This window comes from Streptomyces sp. CNP082, assembly GCF_059570535.1.
On sequence record NZ_JCANSZ010000013.1, the window covers coordinates 65,860 to 84,133 of the forward strand.

Here is an 18,274-nt window from a genome sequence, read left to right on the forward strand (position 1 = left end):
GCCGGAGCCGGCCGGGGCGGGTGGTGGGCGCCCCGGCGGAGGGTCCCACCACCCGCGGTCCCGGTGGTCGGTGAAGCGGCCGCCACACGTATGACAACGCAGCGCCCCGCGATGTGACGCGCCCCGGTCAACGAGTCGGGCCGGTCTTGCCCAGGGCGCGCGCTGAGGCTTACCTTCGCGCTGAGGCTTACCTTCACGCTGTCGCCGCCTGCGACGCGCCCCCCTGCACGCCCCCGGCGCGCCGCTGGACCCCACCGGCCGGAGGCGCTCATGCCCGTGACCGTTGTGCGCCCTGCGGAGGCGCCCGTGCTGGTCGGCCGGGCGCGGGAGCTGGGCGCGCTGGTGGATGCCGTGGCGCAGCCGCCGTCGGTGGCGATGGTCGAGGGCGAGGCCGGGGTCGGCAAGACGCGGCTGATCCGTGAAGCGCTGCGGCATCCCGCCGTACGCGGGCGGCGGGTGCTGCTCGGGGGCTGCCGGCCGTTGCGGGAGCCGTTTCCGTACGGGCCCGTGTTCGATCTGCTGCGGCATCTCGCCGGCGGGCTGCCGCCGGCGCTCAGCCCGGTGTGCGGTGCGCTGCGCGCGTATCTGCCGGAGCTGGCCGACCGGCTGCCGCCGGCGCCGGAGCTGCTCAGCGACTTACGGGCCGGGCGGCACCGGCTGTTCCGTGCCGTACGGGCGCTGCTCGACGCGGCCGGCGAGACCGTGATGGTCGTCGAGGATCTGCACTGGATGGACGACGGCACCCGCGACCTGCTGCGCTTCCTCGTCGACGATCCCCCCGACGGGCTGTCGGCCGTGCTCAGTTACCGCCGCGAGGACCTGCCCGGCAGCGGCCTTCCGCTGGGCCGTGCCTACCGCCAGCCGCCCGGCACCACCGCCGTCGTCCTCCCGCTGCGGCCCCTGGACGTCCACGGCGTACGCGGCATGTTCGCCGCCCTGACCGGGACGGCCGGGCCGTCCGACGCCTTCACCGCCGAGCTGCACCGCCGCACCGCCGGCATCCCCTTCGTTGTCGAGGAGGTCGTACGCGCCCTCCCCGAACGCGATGCAGAACACGGCGCGGAACACGGCGTCGAACACGGCGCGTTCGCCCGTATGCCCGTCCCCACCCGCCTCCAGGAGGCCGTCGCCGACCGCATGAGCGTGCTCTCCCCCGCCGCCGCCGAGGCCGTGCGCGCCGCCTCCGTCCTGCGCGTACCCGCCGGTGAGGCGCTGATCGCCGCCGTCGTACGCGGCACCCCCGCGCAGCCCGCCGCGCCCGCCGACTCCGCCGCCGTACGCGAGGCGCTGCTCGCCGGCGTGCTGTACGAGTGGGGCGAGGACCGCTACGGCTTCCGCCACGCGCTGGCCCAGCAGGCCGTCTACGCCGCTCTCCTCGGCCCCGACCGCCGCCGGCTGCACCTGAAGGCGATGCGGGCCCTGGCCGCCGAAGACCCCCAGCCCCTCATGCAGCTCGCGTACCACGCGCACCACGGCGGCGAACTGGCCCAGTGGCAGCGCTACGCCGAGGCCGCCGCCGGCTCCGCGCGCGAGATGGGCGACCTGGCGCTCGCCGTGGGGGTGCTGGAGGAGCTGCTGTCGGACGGGCGCCTCGGGCGGTCTGATCGCAGAGGGGCAGCCCGTATCGCCGTCGACCTCAGCCGCGACGCCGTCGTCGGGCTCACCCACCACCGGGCCACCGAGCTGCTGCACGACATCGTCCGCGACGGCCACATCCCGGCCGGCGTACGCGGCGAGATCCGCCTCAACCTCGGCCTGCTCCTCCACAACCAGGCCGGCCGCTACGAGGAGGGCCGCGCCCAGACCGAGGTCGCCGTGGCGGAGTTGCGCGCCCGTCCCGCGCTCGCCGCCCGCGGCATGGCGGCGCTGGCCATGCCGACGTGGGGCGACCATCCGCGGCAGGTCTACGAGCGGTGGATCGAACGGGCCGAGGAGCTGGTGGCGCGCGAGCGGGACCCCGCGGTGCGCACCGCCGTACGCGGCAACCACCTGGCCCTGCGCATGAGCCTCGGCGACCCGGCCGTCTGGGCGGAGGCCGACCGCCTCATCCGCCGCCCAGGACCCGGCACCCACCGCCGCCAGGTCGCCCGCGCCTGCGGCAACTTCGCCGACGCCGCCGCCTGCCTCGGCCACTACCCGGCCGCGCAGCGCTACCGCGGCGAGGGGCGGCGGCTGGCGGCGGAGTGCGGGGCGGCGTACCTCGAAGGCATCGTGGCGGGCACGGCGCTGCGTCTTGACTGGTACGCGGGCCGCTGGCGGGGGCTGGCGGCGCGGGCCCGGCACACCCTCGACGCGGTGCAGGGCGCCTCCAGCATCGCCGCCGACGCGCACCTGGTGCTGGGGCTGCTGGCGTCGGCGCTGGGCGAGTGGGACGAGGCGGCGGCGGAGCTGGCGGCGGCCGGGCTCGCCGACCCGCGCAACGCGCCCGCGCCGATACTCGCCACCGCCGCCGGCGCCATGACCCGCCTGCTGGCGGCCCGCGGCGAGCCGGCGCGGGCGCGCGCGGAGGCGGAGCGGGGGCTCGCGCGGATCCGGCGCAAGGACATCTGGCCGTGGGCGGGCGACCTGGCGCCGCCGGCGGTCACGGCGCTCGTACGGGGCGGGGAGCTGCGGGCGGCGGAGGAGGTCACGGCTCAACTGGCGGCGGGCATCGCGGGCCGGGACGCGCCGCTGGCGGCGGCGGCGCTGCTGGCGTGCCGGGGGATCGTCGCGGCGGGGCGGGGGCAGAAGGAGGGGCGGATGGCACAGGAGCGGATGGCGGAGGCGGCGGGGCTGTTCACGGCGGCGCAACGGGCGTACGGGGCGCTGCCGCAGCCGTACTCGGCGGCGCGGGCGGCCGAGGCGGCGGCCCGCTGCCGCCTGGCGGCGGGCGGCAGCGGCGTCACCGTCTCCGGCACCCCCGACCCCGGCCCCGCCCGCGAACTCGCCCGGGTCGCCCAGCACTTCGCCGACCTCGGCGCCGTCCGCGACGCCGCCCGCTGCCGCCGCGTACTGCGCGGCAACAACGTCCCCCTCCCCTCCCGCCGCGGCCGGCGCGGCTACGGTGACCAGCTCTCCCCGCGCGAGCGCGAGGTCGCCCGGCTCGTGGCGCTCGGCCACACCAACCGGCAGATCGCCGACGTGCTGTACCTCTCCCCGCGCACCGTCGAGCAGCATGTGGCGAAGCTGCTGCGCAAGCTGCACGTCGGCTCGCGGTCGGAGGTGGCGGACGCCACGGGGCAGCCGCACCCGGGCAGTTGACGCACGGCCCACCGGCCCATCGGCTCATCGGTATGCCGCCTGTCAGTACACGGGCAATTAATACGTGGTCCCTACGTACCGTTTCCCGGATTGTTCTCGGTCCGCAGACATGCGATCTGTGTGAACGGGCGGCGCGCCGCCCCATCCCCCACCAACCGAGGAGCACTCCATGCGGAGCAAGGTACTCCTGAGATCCGTACTCGTAGGCGTGGCGGCCCTGGCCGCCGCGGTCGTCGGCCCCGGCGCGCAGGCGGCGCCCGCGCCCGAGGCCCCGAGCGCCGCCGTCGAGGCGTTCGCGCACGACCACGCCGCCCACGCCACCGGTGCCGAAGGCGGGCTCGGCGAGGGCCACGGCATCACCGCGGAGGAGTTCGAGGCGCTGGTAGCCGAGGGCCCGCAAGGCGACGACTTCGGAGCCACCGCCTGGCCGGTCCCGACCGACCGCGCGTACCACCTCACCTCGTCGTGCAGCGGGGCCGCGGGCGTGATCGGCCAGGGCGCCGCGGCCTGGGCCAACCTGAACCAGACCTCCGGCAGCGACACCCCCGTCGAGTGCCGCAACAGCTACATCACCGACTGCGGTGGCGGCGGCAACATCGTCGGCTGCAACTGGGGCCAGGGCCAGCGCATCGCGCTGTACCTGGGCGGCGTGAACGACGACGCGCTGCTGGCGGCGCACGAGTTCGGCCACGACTGGTACGGCCACTCCAGCTACCAGTGCGCCGGCTGGTCCAGCCCGTCGCACGTGATGGCACCGTCGATATGCAACTTCGCGGGCGGCGACGAGGCCAGGAGCGGCCCGGTCCGCATCGACTGACGCACCCCCCGGTGCCGCGGGGGCGTCAGGACGGCGGACGCCCCCGCGGCACCCCGGCTGCCCGGCCGTACCCACCTTTTTGTGGGTACTTGGCAGGCCGCCCCTCCCGGGCGAGGCTGGAGGCAGACGCGGAACACGGAGGTGGTCAGGGAGCCGAGCCGGCTCCGGTGAGGTTGTCCAGACGGCGGTGGCCCCAGTCGGACAGCGGGGTCAGCGCCACGGAGAGGTCGCGGCCGAAGCCGGTGAGCGAGTACACCGTCTTCAGCGGCAGCCCTTCGTGCACCTCGCGGTGCACCAGGCCGTCGCCCTCCATCTCGCGCAGCGCCTGCGTCAGCACCTTCTCGCTGAGGCCGGGCAACTGGCGGAGCAGTTCGCCGGGGCGGTGGGGGCGGGTCTCCAGCAGCCAGAGCAGGGCCGTCTTCCACTTGCCGTCGATCACGGCGATCGCGGCGGTCACCCCGCAGACGTCCGTGCGCTGAGCGAGCTTGCGTGTCATGGCACCTCCATGGTCCCCACGTGTCTTTTTTCCACTCTCTTCTCTTATGGAGGTTAGCCATGTCCGCAGACAATGCCGTCACGGTCCTCGGCCTGGGCCCGATGGGACGGGCCCTGGCCGGGGCGTTCACCGCCGCCGGGGTACGCACCACGGTCTGGAACCGCACCCCCGGCCGCGATGTCGAACTGGCCGGGCAGGGCGCGCTGCGTGCGGCGTCGGCCGCGGAGGCGGTGGCCGCGAGCGACCTGACCGTCGTGTGCGTCGTCGACTACGACGCCGCCGACTCGGTGCTGCGGCGGCCGGACGTCGCCGGCGCGCTGAAGGGCCGTACGGTCGTGAACCTCAGCGCCGATACCCCCACACGGGCCCGCGACGCCGCCGCCTGGGCGGCGGACCACGGGGTGCGCTACCTCGACGGCGCGATCATGACCCCGGCCGCCACCATCGGCACCCCGGCCGCGGTGTTCCTCCACAGCGGCCCGGAGGACCTCTACGACGCACACCGGCCGGTCCTCTCCGCGCTGGGCGGCACCCACACCCACCTCGGCGAGGACCCCGGCCGGGCCGCCGCGTACGACGTGGCCCTGCTCGACATCTTCTGGACCGCGATGGCGGGCACCGCGCACGCCCTGGCCGTCGCCCGCGCCGAGGGCGTCACACCGGCCGAACTGGCGCCGTTCGCCCAGGGCATCGGCGCGATCCTGCCGGACATCATCGGGACGATGGCCGCGGGGGTGGCCGCGGAGGACTTCTCCGGTCTGGACAACCCGATCACGTCGTCCGCGTCGTCCATGCGGCACATCATCAGCACGTCGGAGCGCCACGGCATCGACGCCGGGGTGATGAGGGCGGCGGCGGGACAGGCGGAACGGGTCATCGGGCTGGGGTACGGGACGGACGGGTTCACCCGCGTCACGGAACTGGTCGCGGGCCGGCTGCCGGGGGCGGCCGAGCGGGTCTGACGGGCCGGCCGGCGGTCGGTCTGACGGGGCCGGGAAGGGGTGACCGGCGGGGCGCCGGGGGCCGTCGGGGCGGTGCCCGGCCGGCCCCCGGCGCCTGCCCCGCGGCGCCCCGTGCCTGCGCCGCGTACGTCCCGGACGTTCGCCGCGTACGTCCTGGTCCGGCACCTGCTTACACTGCACAGCGACGTCGGTGTGTCGTAGGCGTGTCGTCGGTGTGAGGAGGTCGCGGCCGTGAAGCAGACCCGCGCGCTGAACGAGGCGGACTGGACCGCCCACCGCCCCGCCGTCTTCGGCGCCGCGTACCGCATCCTCGGCAGTGTCGCCGAGGCCGAGGACGTCACGCAGGACGTGTGGCTGCGCGCCGCCGCCGCCGATCTGTCCGACGTGCGGGACCTGCGCGCCTGGCTGGTGACGGTGGCCGCCCGGACCGCGTACAACGTGCTGAAGTCCGCCCGCGTCCGGCGCGAGTCGTACGTCGGCCCCTGGCTGCCGGAGCCGCTGCCGACCGGGCCCGACGCCGCCGCGCAGGTGCTCGTGGACGAGTCCGTCGGCACCGCGATGCTCGTGCTGATGGAGCGGCTGTCGCCCGCCGAGCGGGTCGCGTTCGTACTGCACGACGTCTTCGGTTTCCCCTTCGACCGCATCGCCGACGTGCTGGGCGCCACCCCCGCCGCCGCCCGCAAGCAGGCGTCCCGGGCGCGCGCCCGGGTGCGGGAGGAGGGGCAGCAGCCCAGGGCCTCGCGGGCGGAGACCGAGCGCGTGCTCAGGGCGTTCAAGGCCGCCGCCGACGCCGGTGACATGGAAGCGCTGGTCTCGCTGCTGCACCCCGACGCCGTGTACGTCGGCGACGGCGGCGGCAAGCAGGTCGCCGCCCGCCGGCCGGTGCGGGGGGTGGAGGCGATCGCGCAGCTCATGGTCCGTTCGGTACGGATCGCGCGCCCCGGCCCCGCGCGGATCATCGAGATCAACGGGGAGCCCGCGCTCGTGACGTACCGCGACGGCGTGCCCGTGTGGCTGGACACCGTGGACGTCGCGGACGGCCGGCTCACCGCGTACCGCCGGCTCGTCAACCCCGACAAGCTCGCCTCTCTCGGCTCCCTCGGTCACCTCTGAACCTCCTGGTTTGTCTCCTTCGGATCCCCGCACCTGCCGGGCGCCGAGCAGCCGGAAAGGGGAACGGCCACCCGGTCAGCGTCTTAGCGAGCACACGCCGAGCACACTGGACACAACCGAAGGAGGGCAGGCCCCCCGAGCGGGGCCTGCCCTCCGGTTGCCTGAGTGGATCAGGACTTCAGCTAACCGGTTGCCAGGTCGTTTTCTCGTCAGATGTCGTAACGTCCCTCGCGCACATCGGCGATGAACGTGGCGAACTGCTCAGGCGTCAGCAGCAGTGCCGGGCCCTTGGGGTCCTTGGAGTCACGGATGCCAATCTGGCCAGTGCTGGTGAGGTTGGCGACTTCCACACAGTTGCCGCCGGTCTCAGAGCTGTACGACGACTTGAACCAGTCGCCTTCCACGGAGACTGCTGGTGTGCGATGAGTCATGGAGTCTCAGATCTCTCGTCCTAGTCGGTGCAGGAAAGTAGGCGTTTCGGTCGGAGCCAGTGCGCCCGCCCGCAGTGCGTCGAACCTGCGGGAGAATGCCCAGACGGTGGTGTCTTTGTCGCTGACGGTCGATCCCTCCGGAACGTCACTCTGGACGACCGTGGGCAGTGGGTCGTCGAAATCCAGCAAGGCGAAATCGAAGCTGGAGCGGTAGGTGGCTGTTGTCGTCGGGAGGACCTGGATCGTCACGTTGTCGAGCTTGGACAGTCTGATGATCTCGTCATACTGCTCGCGCATGACGTCCGGGCTGCCCACCACCCTTCGCAGCACCGCTTCGTCCAGGATGGCCCACAGCTCCAGCTTGCTGTCCTCGCGGGTGAGCAGATCCCTGCGTTCCATACGGAGCTGAGTGGTGCGTTCGATGAACTCCGTGGTGGTCTCCTCGACCAGCTTCGCCGTCAGCAGCATCTCGCGGGTGTAGCGCTCGGTCTGCAACAGGCCGTAGACCACGTTGGGCTGCCAGGCCCGAATCGTGCGGGCGCCGCTTTCCAGACCGACGAACGTGGCCATGCCGGAAGGCATGGTGCTGCGGTACGGAGCCCACCAGCCCCGGTTCAGTGAGTCACGCTGGATCTCAACGAGGAAGTCCATGTCTTCCTCGTCCGTGACGCCGTAGCGCTCCAGCAGGCTGCGAAGGTCAGCCGCAGACTTCAGGGCCGTCAGCCCGTTCTCCATGCGATAGAGCTTGGAGACGGAGAACGTCAACCCCGCGACCGCGTCCGCGAGGGTGAACCCGGCCTTCTCCCGCAACCGTCTGAGTTCCCAGCCGAGTTGCATGCGCCGGACCGTGGGCCCGGTGGGTGCTGCCACGAGTGTGCCTCCCGGATGGTCGAGCGAGCGGAGCATCGGTGCTGGTGTCGATTCTGACAGCGGCAGTCCCACCTTGCACAGCCCATAGCGCATGTGATCGCATATGCCATCTCTGGTGAAAATTTCGTGTTCCATTGCGCCTTTGGTTTCGCAAGCACCACGCTAGTCCTGCTACCGATGCGTCACGACTGGTAGCGGGCACGGCAGTTGCTCCACGCGGCAACGTGCATGCCCGGGATCGAGAAGGGCAACCACGGCACCCCCCGCACGGCCACGCCCTTCCTCCCTTTATGTCCAAGACCGGAGGCGATGGCGATGAGCACCAGCACGGACAAGACTGGCGTGATCCAGCTTGACGTTCTGCGTATGACGCAGCCCGTAGGGCTGGACGTGCTGGATCGCTTACTGCGAGGCCGAGTGCCGCTGGGCCCGGTAGCCTTCACCGCTCCCCGACAGGCGGTCGAGTTCGTCGTACCCGCGGGGACTGCCGGGTCGTGGCCGGCGCTGCCGGAGACGACGTGCGTTCGTGCCTGCGCTACGCGCTGGCCGTCGTCGGGCCGGCGCTTGAGCGGCCGGCGTTGGCTGGTTCCGCCGGCGTCGGCCGCGCTGCCGCACACCGACGCCGATGCCCTCTGCGAGGCCGTCGCCGCCACCCTGGCGCACCGGGGCCTGGCCTGGCTGTCCGAGACGAGGGCTGCATGAACCTCCTGCGTCCTGCAGTTGCCCACTCGGCGGCCGTGCCCGGTCTTCGTGACCGCTTCGCTGCGGGGGTCACTGCTCTGCGGCGGGACCACGGTCCGCGGGCGGCCTTCGTACAACCGGGTACTGCTACGGGGCTTCCACGACGACATCCCCGACTTCCTCGACTGGATCGACCACCGCCGACTGCGGGTCCGCCTCTATGACGTGATGTGGATGCCGCGCCAAGACGAGCAGTGGCTGCGCAATCACATCTCCTGGCAGGAGATCACCCAGCTCTGGGCCGGCCGCACCGAGCGGATCACCGTGTGGACCTACGCACTGCCCGGCCGCGTCAACATCGTGTGGTGGCTATGCGGCGGCGCCTCGATCGAGACGAACCTGAACTACCCGCGCACCCAGCACACCGCACCGGTCTGCCAGACCTGCCAGGTCAAAGACGCATGCCTGGAGGGATGGATGGGCTGCGGCATCCGCATCACCCCCGACCTCAAAGCCGCCGGCTGCGTCCTCCGGCCCGACCTCTCCTTGCCGCTGACCACCCCCGACGGCCGCTATGTTGAGGCCGCCCGCCTGGACACGTACCTGGCCGGCACCGACCACCTCAACTCCTAGGAGAGCCCGTGCTGCTCGACGGCAAACGCCTCGTCATCTCCGGTGTCCTCACCAGCGACAGCATCGCCTTCGCCATCGCCCGTCAGGCGATGGAACACGGCGCCGAGGTCATCCTGACGAACGCGCCGGGACGGCCGTCATCGATCATGGGCCGCATCGCCAAGCGGCTCCCCCGCACTCCGGTCGCCCTGGTGTCGGCCGACGTCACCCAGCCGGACGACATGGACCGGCTCGCCGCCGAGACCGCCGCCGAGTGGGACCACGTCGACGGCATGCTGCACGCCATCGCCTACGCGCCCGGCGACGCCCTCGGCGGCAACTTCCTCAACACCCCCTTCGAGTCCGTCGCCACCGCCATGCACGTCTCGGCCTACAGCCTCAAGGCCATGGCCGTAGCCCTCCAGCCCCTCATGGAGAAGGCACCGGCAGGGGCCTCGGTGGTCTCGCTCGACTTCGACGCCCAAGTCGCCTGGCCGATCTACGACTGGATGGGCCCGACGAAGGCCGCACTCGAATCCGTGAACCGCTACCTCGCCCGCGACTTCGGCCCCGCCAACATCCGCGTCAACACCATCTCCGCCGGCCCTCTCTTCACCATGGCCGGCAAGTCCATCCCCGGCTTCGACACCCTGGCCGGCCCCTGGCAGGAACAAGCACCCCTCGGCTGGGACGTCCGGGACCCCGACGTGGTCGCCGGCACCGCCAGCTTCCTCTTCAGCGACCTGTCCCGGGGCATGACCGGCAGCATCCTGCACGTCGACGGCGGTTATCACGCCATGGGCGCTCCTCTGACACGCCCAACCGATGCAGAGTGACGCACGGCACGCCGTGGAGGGCCGCCCACGGGCAGCCCTCCGCGCCCATCTGCGCGGACGCGACGGCTGCGCCGCCGTGGTCGTCGGCGCCGGGTTCGTCGGCCTGGAGGCGGCCACGGAGCTGGCGGCGCGCGGCCGGGTGCTGCTGGTGGACACCGCGGAGACGGTCGGCGAGCCGCTCGGTCCTGGGCCGCGGGCGGCGACCGAGGCGGCGCTGGACGAACTGGGCGTCGAGCGGCGGCTCGGGACGACGGTGACGGAGGTCGGCGACGGGTACGCGGTGCTCTCCGGCGGTGAACGGGTTGACGCGGACGCGGTCGTGTGGTCGGTCGGGATGCGGGCCCAGGAACTGACCCGGCAGCTCGTGGCCGACCCCGGCGGCCTCGACCACCTCGGCCGGGTGCCGGTGGACGAGTGGCTGCGGGCGCTGCCGGAGGTGTTCGCGGCGGGCGACACGGCGGGCCCGCGCCGGCTGCTCACCCGCCGGCTGGCCCAGGAGACCCGGCACCCGCCGGCGGGCTGAGAGTGTCCGTGCTCGTGGGCCGGGTCCGGTAGTCAGCCGGCCCCGGCAGCCTTCTCCGCTGTGCGCGGCTGGTGGCGACGGCCGGGCCGGTCAGTTGCCGGGTGGCTTCGGTGTGGTCTGTTCGGCCCAGATGACTTTGCCGTCTGTGGTGTAGCGGGTTCCCCAGCGTGCGGTGAGCTGGGCGACGAGGAAGAGACCCCGTCCGCCTTCGTCCATGGTGGCGGCGTAGCGCAGGTGTGGTGAGGTGAGGCTGTGGTCGTAGACCTCGCAGGTGAGCATGTGGTCGCGCAGCAGCCGTACCTTGAGGGGCCCGACGCCGTAGCGGATGGCGTTGGTGAGCAGTTCGCTGAGGATCAGCTCGGTGGTCTCCTGGAGGGTCTCCAGTTCCCATTCCGCGAGGAGTGCGGAGACGGCGGCGCGTACGCGGTGGACGGCTGCGGGGTCGGACTCGATGTCCCACTGCGCGACCTGTCCGCTCCCCAGTACCCGTGTGCGGGCGACGAGCAGTGCGATGTCGTCGCTCTGGACGGGCGGGAGGAGTGCGTCGAGTACGGCGTCGCAGGTCTCCTCGGGGGTCTGATCGGCGCGTGCGAGGGTCTGGCGGAGGATGTCGAGTCCGGTATCGATGTCCTGGTCGCGGCGTTCGACGAGGCCGTCGGTGAACAGGACGAGTCTGCTGTCCTCGGGCAGGTGCAGTTCGACGGATTCGAAGGGCAGTCCGCCGATGCCGAGGGGGAGGCCCGAGGGTACGTCCAGGAATTCCACGGCGCCGTCGGGGTGTGCGAGGGCGGGTGCCGGGTGGCCGGCTCTGGCGATGGCGCAGCGGTGGGTCACGGAGTCGTAGACGGCGTACAGGCAGGTGGCGCCGGTGATGGTGGTCTCGAAGCCGGCGGCGACGGCTTCCTGGTCGGTGCGGGTGACCAGTTCGTCGAGGTGGCCGAGGAGTTCGTGGGGTGGTGGATCGAGGGAGGAGAAGCTGTGTACGGCGGTGCGCAGCCGCCCCATGGTGGCGGCGGCGTGCAGCCCGTGTCCGACGACGTCGCCCATCACCAGGGCGACGCGGGCGCCGGACAGGGGGATCACGTCGAACCAGTCGCCGCCGACGCCTTCCTGTGCGGGGAGGTAGCGGTAGGCGACTTCGACGGCGTGCTGTTCGGGCAGGGTGCGGGGCAGCAGGCTGCGCTGGAGGGCCACGGCCATGCCGTGCTCGCGGGTGTAGCGGCGGGCGTTGTCGAGGGATACGGCGGCGTGGGCGGCCAGTTCGGCCGCGAGGGAGAGATCGTCCTGCTCGAAGGGCTCGGGTTTCTCCGAGCGCCAGAAGTTGACGACACCCAGCAGCACACCGCGGGCGCCCAGCGGCGCCGTGATGAGCGAGTGAACTCCGTAGTCCAGGATGCGTGCGGCCCGTGCGTGATCCATCTCCTGCCACCCCGGGGAGTCACGCAGCCGGGGCACCAGGATCGCCTGCCCTGTCTCGATGCTGCGGGCGGGCGGCGAGGACGGCGCGTAAGTGATCAGGTCGCCGATGGGGAAGAAGGGAGTGTCGTCACGGATACCGCTGACGGCCATGCGCTGTATCCGTGGGCCGATGTCGCTGATGCTGCCGTTCAACCCCGGTTCGTCACCGCGCACCACGGCCTCGGGCAGGTCGACGGTGACGTAGTCGGCGAAGCCCGGAACCGCGGCCTGGGTCAACTCCTCGGCCGTATGAGTCACATCGAGGGTGGTTCCGATGCTGCTGGTCGCGTCGTAGAGGAACTCCAGCCGTCGCCGGACCAGCTCGACCCTCTGCGACGCCTCGCCGAGCATCTCCATCACCTCATCGGTGCGGACCGGTTCCTGTCCGACCACGGCGTCGACCGCGAGCCGCGCGGACGCCGCGCCGACAGAGCCGGAGAGCTGGGCTTCCGCGTGATGGATCAGCTCCGGGGGCGCCTCGGCTTCCGGTGAGTCGGGCTTCGTCTCCGGGTAGGCGCGCACCGCCCGCTCGGCGCCCTCCCGCCCGAGGAAGCGCTCCAGCATCGTCTGCACGGCGCCGACCGTGGCACGGGCCTGCCAGCGCCGTTCTCTGGCAGGCTCCGCGAGGATGTCGACGAACTGCACCGCCTGCGCCCGCTCGGCGGCATTCGGCCGGCCGGCGAGTGAGACGGCGACGTACCCGCCGATGTTCAGCAGCGCGCTCCAGAACATCGCATGGCTGACCGGGTCCATTCCCGACAGGCCGAACAACTGCTGCGGCCGGAGCAGCTCGATGCCGAGCGGGCCCTCACGCAGGAAGGAGGCGGGCAGCAGCCCGGACTCGGCAAAGCTGGGCAGCAGCAAGGTGTACGCCCACATGACGAACCCCGCCACAAGCCCCGCAAGCACACCCCACCGGGTACCGCCCTTCCAGAACAGGCCGCCGAGGATCGCGGGCGCGAACTGTGCTACGGCCGCGAACGACACCAGTCCGAACGACGTCAGCGCCCGCCCCTCGCCCGCGAGCCGGAAGTACGCGTAGCCGAGCAGCAGAATCGCCACGATGGCCGTTCGGCGGATGCCCAGTACCAGGCCGGTGAGATCGTCCCGATGGGCCAGCCGGGACTTGCCGCGCAGCAGCAGCGGCATCACGAGTGAGTTGGACACCATGGTGCTGAGTGCGATGGTCTCGACGGCGATCATGGCGGTGCCCGCGCTGAGGCCGCCGATGAAGACGAACAGCGCGAGTGCCTGCTGGCCTTCGGCCATCGGGAGGGCCAGCACGTAGGTGTCGGCGTCGGTGGCCTCTCCGAGCCGCAGCAGCCCGCCGGCTGCGAGCGGAAGCACGAAGAAGGTGTTCGCGAGCAGGTACAGCGGGAACAGCCACATCGCGCGTTTGAGGTGCTTCTCGTCGACGTTCTCGACAAAGGTGACCTGCCACTGCCGGGGCAGCAGCACGATCGACAGCATGGACAGCACGATGAGCCAGACCCACGTGCCGTAGCTGGTGTGCTCTTGCAGTGTGAACAACTGGGTGAGGTCGGCCTGCGCCGCCTGGGAGAACAGGTCGTCGAAGCCCCGGAACATCCAGAAGGTCACAAAAATCCCGACCGTGAGGAGCGCTGCGAGCTTGATGACGGACTCGAACGCGACGGCAGCGACCAGACCCTCGTGGCGTTCGGCGGTGTCCAGGTGGCGGGTGCCGAAGAGGACGGTGAACGCGGCGAGCAGCAGCGCCGCGTACAGCCCGGTGTCCTGGAGCAGCGGGACCTGGCCCATCTCCGAGGGAGCGGTGATCTCGGGATACCGGCGAATGATCTCGAAGGTGTCGGAGACCGCTTTGAGCTGGAGTGAGATGTAGGGAACAACCCCGACCACGGCGATGATCGTGACCAGACCGCCCAGCACCGCGCTCTTGCCATAGCGGGCGGAGACGAAGTCGGCCAGCGACGTGACCCGATGCCGACGGCTGATCCGGATGATCCTGCGCAACACCGCCCAGCCGAGCGCGAGCATGATCACTGGCCCCAGATAGAGGCCCAGGAAGCCGACACCGGTCACGGCGGCCCCGCCCACGTTGCCGTAGAGCGCCCATGCGGTTTCGTACACCGCGAGGGACAGGGCGTAGACCGTGCCGTTGTTGATCAGGCTCCGGCCGGCGTCTGCCCTCCGATCGGCGTAGAAGGCCACACCGAAGAGCAGGCCGAGGTACACCACCGAAACAGCGACGATGACCCAGGCTTGGAGCACAGCACTACCTTGATCTGGCGCCGATGACGGCGACCAGGCCGATCACGATCGCCCAGACGAGATACAGGTAGGCCCAGAGAACCGGGACACCGAAGATCCGGTCCATGTGGTCGAACTGCGCCAGCAGCGGTGGCACAACCAGCACGAACCCCAACGCCCCCACGGCCGCCAGGCGCCCGGCCAGCCGCTCGTTGTCTCGTGACTCCGCCACGGCTGCCTCCACAACCCCATGTCACGCCTCGCCACGCACCCAGGTGTGTCCAGCGCCGGATCACGGCCGCCGACACCGCCGTGCCCGCACCAATGCCGCCCCAAGACGCTATCGGCAGCCCGCTGCGTCATCGAAGACCAACACACCCACTCCTGCTCCCCTTGCAGGACAACAGCCCGCTCTGGGCATCCACCCCTGTGAAGACACCGCCCTGGTCCGCTTCGGGACCTTCGGGACCCGGCGCTCACCCGTCCGCTGCGGCAAGGGTGCCGGCGAGCCGTCCGAGCAGGCCGGCGAGCTGGGCCTGCTCCTCCCCGCTGAGCCCGGCGAGCAGGCCGCGCTGGTTGTCCAGGTGGACGGCGATGAGCTGGTCGGTCAGCCGGACGCCCTCGGCGGTGAGGGTGATGAGCCGCCCGCGCGAGTCGTTGTCCGCGACCGACCGGCTCACCAGACCGCGGGTGGCGAGCCGGTCGACCCGTTTGGTGATCGCGCCGGTGGTGACCAGCACGGTGCGGCTGAGCTCTCCCGCCGACAGCGCGTAGGGCTCGCCGGACCGCCGGAGTGCCGCGAGGACGTCGAAGTCGCCGTTGCCCAGGTCCGCGGCGGCGAAGGGCGGCCGGAGGCGGCGGTCGAGCGCGGCCGTGAGGGCGAAGAGCCGGCCGACGACGAGCATCGGCGCCGCGTCCAGATCGGGGCGCTCGCGTTTCCACTGGTCGACGATGGCGGCGGTGGTGTCGGTGGCGTCACTCAGCATGCCCTTGACCATACCTTCCATGGAAGTTAAATTCTCTTCCATGGAAGATAATCACGTCCGGCCCCCGGTACCCGTTGTCTGCTACGTCGATCCCACCTGCCCTTTCGCCTGGCTCACCTCCCGCTGGCTGCTCGAAGTCGAACGACTGCGACCGGTCGACGTGAGCTTCCGGATCATGAGCCTGTCGGTGCTCAACGAGCACCGCGACCTCGAACCCTGGTACCGCGAGTTCAACGACCGCGCCTGGGGCCCGACCCGGGTGTGCACGGCGGCCGGGGCCCGCCACGGCAACGCGGTCCTGCGCCCGCTGTACACCGCGCTCGGCAACCGCATCCACGTACAGCGCACCAAGGACTACGACGCGGCCATCGCCGAAGCCCTGGCCGAACTGGACCTGCCGGCATCCCTGGCCAAGGCCGCCGCCACCGACGAGTACGACGCGGCCCTGCGCGCCAGCCACCAGGCGGCGCAGGACGCCGTCGGGGAGGAGTCCGGCACGCCTGTCGTCGTCCTGGACGGCGCGGCCTTCTTCGGCCCGGTCCTGACCGCCGCGCCGAGGGGCGAGGAGGCGGTGCGGCTGTTCGACGCGGTACGGACCCTGGCCGGGACGGGGGAGTTCGCGGAGCTGAAGCGCGGACGCGGTGCGCTCGACTTCGGCTGACGCCGCTGCCCCTGCTGACGCCGCTGCCCCTGCTGACGCCGCTGACGCCGGCGACACCGCGACCCCAGCTGACGCCGCGGACTCCGGCGCGTCCGCCCGGCGTCGCCTCATCGCCGCGAGCCTGGTCGGCTCGCTCGGTGACGGTATCTACGTCCCGTTGACGATGCTGTTCGTCCACGCCCTCACCAGCTTGTCCCTGACGTCCATAGGCGCCGGCCTGACCCTGGCCGGACTGTGCGCGCTGGCGGTCATGCCGGCGGTGGGCGTGGTCATCGACCGATTCGGCGCCAAGGGTGTGGTGATGGGCGCGCTGCTGCTGCGAGCGGCGGGCTTCGCCGCGTACCCCTTCGCCGACTCCTATCCCGCCTTCCTGGGGGTCGCCCTGGTGGTGGCGTTGGGGATGTGGGCCTCCTCGCCCAGCCAGCAGGCTCTGATCGGGGAGATCGCCCAAGGCGCCGAGCGCGACCGGCTGCTGGCGTGGGACCGCAGCCTGCGCAACGGGGGGATGGGGGCGGGCAGCCTGGCGGCGGCGGGCCTGCTGGCACTCGACGGCAACACCGGTTTCACCACCGCCGCCGTCGCCCTGGCGGTGCTGTTCACGCTCGCCGCCGCACTGGTGTCCCGCATCTCCGCCGTCCGCGGCGACGCCCGGCGGCCGGAGGCGACGCGGGACGGATACCGGCAGGTGCTGGCCGACCGCCCCTATCTCCTCATCACCGCCGCCAACTTCCTGATCGCCTTCGGCTACACCGCCCAGGCCATGGCCCTGCCGGTCTTCCTCACCCGCGACGTCGGCCTGCCCGGTGCCCTGGCGGGGGCCGTGTTCGCGGTCAACACGGCCCTGGTCGCCGCGCTCGGCGTCCTGGCCGCCCGCCTGACCCTGCGCGGCAGGCGCCCCCGCAATGCCGCACTCGGCGCGGCCGTCTTCGCGCTGTCCTTCGCCGCGTTCGCGCTGCTCCCCCAGGTGGTCAGCGGCCCGCGGGCCCTTGTCCCCGTGCTGGCGGTCGCGGTGCTCTACACCGCCGGCGAACTGATGCACTCCGGCCCCGCGCAGAGCCTGTCGGTGCACGCCGCCCCCGACCACCTCCGCGGGCGGTACCTCTCCGTCTACCAGCTCTCCTGGTCGCTGTGCCGCACCATCGCGCCGCTGCTGCTGGGATTCCTGCTGGAGGCCGGGCCCTGGCAACTGTGGACGGTCCTGGCACTGATGGTCCTGTCGGGCGCGGCGGCCCTGCTGCGCACCGAGCACACGCTGCCGCGACAGGCCACCGGGTTGGCAGCTCCGTAAAGGAGCGCAGCACGCCGACTCCGTGGACCCGTGTCTCTCTCCCCGGTTCACAACGCGATGTCGTAGCCGCCCGTGCTCAGCGTCGTCGCGTCGCCGTCGCGTGGGAAGCGGTGCGACAGCAGCGCCAGCAGCAGTCGCAGCACCTCGCGTACCGGCCCCGCCGTTCCCGGTACGTCGAGTGCGGCCGTCAGGGCGTCCGCGTGGGCGGGCCGCGCGTACGCGAGCGGGCGGGCGGCGAGGGACGGGGTCTCCCCGTGGCGTACGTCGTACAGGTCCGTGATGCCGCCCGCGTAGCCCGCGGCGAGCAGCCCGCCGTCGGGCGAGGCGCGACGGACACGGCGGCCAGCTCCGGCACCGGGACCGCGTCCGCAGGGTGTCGAGCAGGAACTCGTCCGTCACCTCCGGGGGGAGGTCCCAGGACGCACGGCGAAGCGCCTGGGGCCACAGCATCTTCGTCTCCCAGGCGCCCGCCGTGCGGCACAGCTCGGCGGTGGCCTTCCGTACGTCGTCGCGGTCGTGCAGCAGCATGTACGCGTACTGGGCCCATCCCCCGCCGGTGGCGCGCAGCCGCTCGGGCCCGTGCAGCGCGGCCGTACGGAACCGCCCGACCGGATGTGAGGAGACAGCGCCGGTCTCGAGCACGACGGCCCGTACGGGTGGGTCGAGGGTGGCGATCCACCGGTCGGCGAGGACCGTTCCGGCCTGGCGCATCCGCGGGTGCCCCGGGTCACGGGCGACGCGGACCAGCACCGCCAGCGCCACCGGATCCCCGCGCCGCGCCTTCTCCGTCAGCCGGTGCCAGGCCCGGAACGCGCGCCCTGACCCGTCCGAACTCCCGGCGCGCCGCAGCCACCGCTCGGCCCGCCGCACGGCCCGCGACCGCTCCCGCCCCACCGCCGTCTCGTCCAAAGCCGCCCCCGGCTCCCCGACGTCCGCCTGCCACCAGTCTCGCGTACCGGCCGGGGCTGATGAAGGGTGCACGCCCGGCGTGCGCCTACACAACAGGATTAGTTTGCACATATCTCAACGATGGTGTGGAAGTACCCATTTGAAAGCAATCGCTTGGTCATG

Annotated in this window: 15 protein-coding genes and 1 pseudogene; 10 read left to right on the forward strand and 6 right to left on the reverse strand. The window is 72.1% G+C overall.

The genetic code is table 11. The annotated features are described in order from the left end of the window. The first annotated feature begins 270 nt into the window (after positions 1-270). Together B124_RS13820 and B124_RS13825 are read left to right on the forward strand one after the other, a co-directional pair. Positions 271-3,240 (forward strand): helix-turn-helix transcriptional regulator, encoded by a 2,970-nt coding sequence (locus B124_RS13820; protein WP_496503094.1) that lies wholly within the window; start codon positions 271-273, stop codon positions 3,238-3,240. A 169-nt stretch (positions 3,241-3,409) separates the two neighbouring features. Then, positions 3,410-4,057 (forward strand): hypothetical protein, encoded by a 648-nt coding sequence (locus B124_RS13825; RefSeq protein WP_496503095.1) that lies wholly within the window; start codon positions 3,410-3,412, stop codon positions 4,055-4,057. Between the two features lie 145 nt (positions 4,058-4,202). Here B124_RS13825 and B124_RS13830 read toward each other — a convergent pair whose 3' ends face one another. Next, the gene (locus B124_RS13830) at positions 4,203-4,553 is read right to left on the reverse strand and encodes a winged helix-turn-helix transcriptional regulator (protein ID WP_496503096.1); all 351 of its coding nucleotides are present in this window, start codon (positions 4,551-4,553) and stop codon (positions 4,203-4,205) included. Between the two features lie 59 nt (positions 4,554-4,612). Between B124_RS13830 and B124_RS13835 the strand changes: the two genes are divergently transcribed. Next, positions 4,613-5,515, forward strand: coding sequence for an NAD(P)-dependent oxidoreductase (locus B124_RS13835; RefSeq protein ID WP_496503097.1), 903 nt, complete (start codon positions 4,613-4,615; stop codon positions 5,513-5,515). 231 nt (positions 5,516-5,746) lie between these two features. Further along, entirely contained in the window at positions 5,747-6,628 is an 882-nt protein-coding gene (sigJ, locus tag B124_RS13840; protein ID WP_496503098.1) for an RNA polymerase sigma factor SigJ, read from the forward strand. A 209-nt stretch (positions 6,629-6,837) separates the two neighbouring features. On the opposite strand, the gene B124_RS13845 is transcribed toward sigJ, so the two are convergent. Together B124_RS13845 and B124_RS13850 are read right to left on the reverse strand one after the other, a co-directional pair. After that, the gene (locus B124_RS13845) at positions 6,838-7,032 is read right to left on the reverse strand and encodes a DUF397 domain-containing protein (protein WP_496503099.1); all 195 of its coding nucleotides are present in this window, start codon (positions 7,030-7,032) and stop codon (positions 6,838-6,840) included. Positions 7,033-7,065: 33 nt separating this feature from the next. Further along, positions 7,066-7,929 carry a helix-turn-helix domain-containing protein gene (locus tag B124_RS13850; protein ID WP_496503100.1) on the reverse strand — a complete coding sequence of 288 codons (864 nt, stop codon included), beginning with the start codon at positions 7,927-7,929 and terminating at the stop codon, positions 7,066-7,068. Positions 7,930-8,244: 315 nt separating this feature from the next. On the opposite strand from B124_RS13850, the gene B124_RS13855 reads away from it, so the two are divergent. The 4 genes from B124_RS13855 to B124_RS13870 are packed head-to-tail and all read left to right on the forward strand — an operon-like array spanning position 8,245 to position 10,581. Beyond that, positions 8,245-8,631, forward strand: a complete 387-nt coding sequence (locus B124_RS13855; RefSeq protein WP_496503101.1) for a hypothetical protein — start codon at positions 8,245-8,247, stop codon at positions 8,629-8,631. 48 nt (positions 8,632-8,679) lie between these two features. Then, positions 8,680-9,243: a hypothetical protein gene (locus tag B124_RS13860; RefSeq protein ID WP_496503102.1), complete on the forward strand. Its 564-nt coding sequence runs from the start codon at positions 8,680-8,682 to the stop codon at positions 9,241-9,243. Between the two features lie 8 nt (positions 9,244-9,251). Continuing rightward, on the forward strand, positions 9,252-10,058 hold the full coding sequence (gene fabI, locus B124_RS13865) for an enoyl-ACP reductase FabI (protein ID WP_496503103.1): 807 nt from the start codon (positions 9,252-9,254) through the stop codon (positions 10,056-10,058). Beyond that, the gene (locus B124_RS13870) at positions 10,048-10,581 is read left to right on the forward strand and encodes an FAD-dependent oxidoreductase (RefSeq protein WP_496503104.1); all 534 of its coding nucleotides are present in this window, start codon (positions 10,048-10,050) and stop codon (positions 10,579-10,581) included. The genes fabI and B124_RS13870 overlap by 11 nt, the downstream gene beginning before the upstream one ends. A gap of 90 nt (positions 10,582-10,671) precedes the next feature. Here B124_RS13870 and B124_RS13875 read toward each other — a convergent pair. From B124_RS13875 to B124_RS13885, 3 genes and pseudogenes are all read right to left on the reverse strand, one after another. Next, a pseudogene (locus tag B124_RS13875) lies at positions 10,672-12,375 on the reverse strand (ATP-binding SpoIIE family protein phosphatase); the annotation flags it as partial. A gap of 1,918 nt (positions 12,376-14,293) precedes the next feature. Then, positions 14,294-14,500, reverse strand: a complete 207-nt coding sequence (locus tag B124_RS13880; RefSeq protein ID WP_496503105.1) for a hypothetical protein — start codon at positions 14,498-14,500, stop codon at positions 14,294-14,296. A 244-nt stretch (positions 14,501-14,744) separates the two neighbouring features. Then, on the reverse strand, positions 14,745-15,254 hold the full coding sequence (locus B124_RS13885; protein WP_496503106.1) for a MarR family winged helix-turn-helix transcriptional regulator: 510 nt from the start codon (positions 15,252-15,254) through the stop codon (positions 14,745-14,747). Between the two features lie 40 nt (positions 15,255-15,294). Here B124_RS13885 and B124_RS13890 point away from each other — a divergent pair, with 40 nt between their 5' ends. Next, positions 15,295-15,915 carry a mycothiol-dependent nitroreductase Rv2466c family protein gene (locus tag B124_RS13890; RefSeq protein WP_496503107.1) on the forward strand — a complete coding sequence of 207 codons (621 nt, stop codon included), beginning with the start codon at positions 15,295-15,297 and terminating at the stop codon, positions 15,913-15,915. After that, positions 15,896-17,203 (forward strand): MFS transporter, encoded by a 1,308-nt coding sequence (locus B124_RS13895; protein WP_496503108.1) that lies wholly within the window; start codon positions 15,896-15,898, stop codon positions 17,201-17,203. The genes B124_RS13890 and B124_RS13895 overlap by 20 nt, the downstream gene beginning before the upstream one ends. Positions 17,204-18,274 lie beyond the last annotated feature (1,071 nt).

Bases quoted from the DNA above. Each gene is read 5' to 3' on its own strand.
- B124_RS13820 (WP_496503094.1), top strand. From the start codon at position 271: ATGCCCGTGACCGTTGTGCGCCCTGCGGAGGCGCCCGTGCTGGTCGGC.
- B124_RS13825 (WP_496503095.1), top strand. From the start codon at position 3,410: ATGCGGAGCAAGGTACTCCTGAGATCCGTACTCGTAGGCGTGGCGGCC.
- B124_RS13830 (WP_496503096.1), bottom strand. From the start codon at position 4,553: ATGACACGCAAGCTCGCTCAGCGCACGGACGTCTGCGGGGTGACCGCC.
- B124_RS13835 (WP_496503097.1), top strand. From the start codon at position 4,613: ATGTCCGCAGACAATGCCGTCACGGTCCTCGGCCTGGGCCCGATGGGA.
- B124_RS13855 (WP_496503101.1), top strand. From the start codon at position 8,245: ATGAGCACCAGCACGGACAAGACTGGCGTGATCCAGCTTGACGTTCTG.
- B124_RS13870 (WP_496503104.1), top strand. From the start codon at position 10,048: ATGCAGAGTGACGCACGGCACGCCGTGGAGGGCCGCCCACGGGCAGCC.
- B124_RS13885 (WP_496503106.1), bottom strand. From the start codon at position 15,254: ATGCTGAGTGACGCCACCGACACCACCGCCGCCATCGTCGACCAGTGG.
- B124_RS13890 (WP_496503107.1), top strand. From the start codon at position 15,295: ATGGAAGATAATCACGTCCGGCCCCCGGTACCCGTTGTCTGCTACGTC.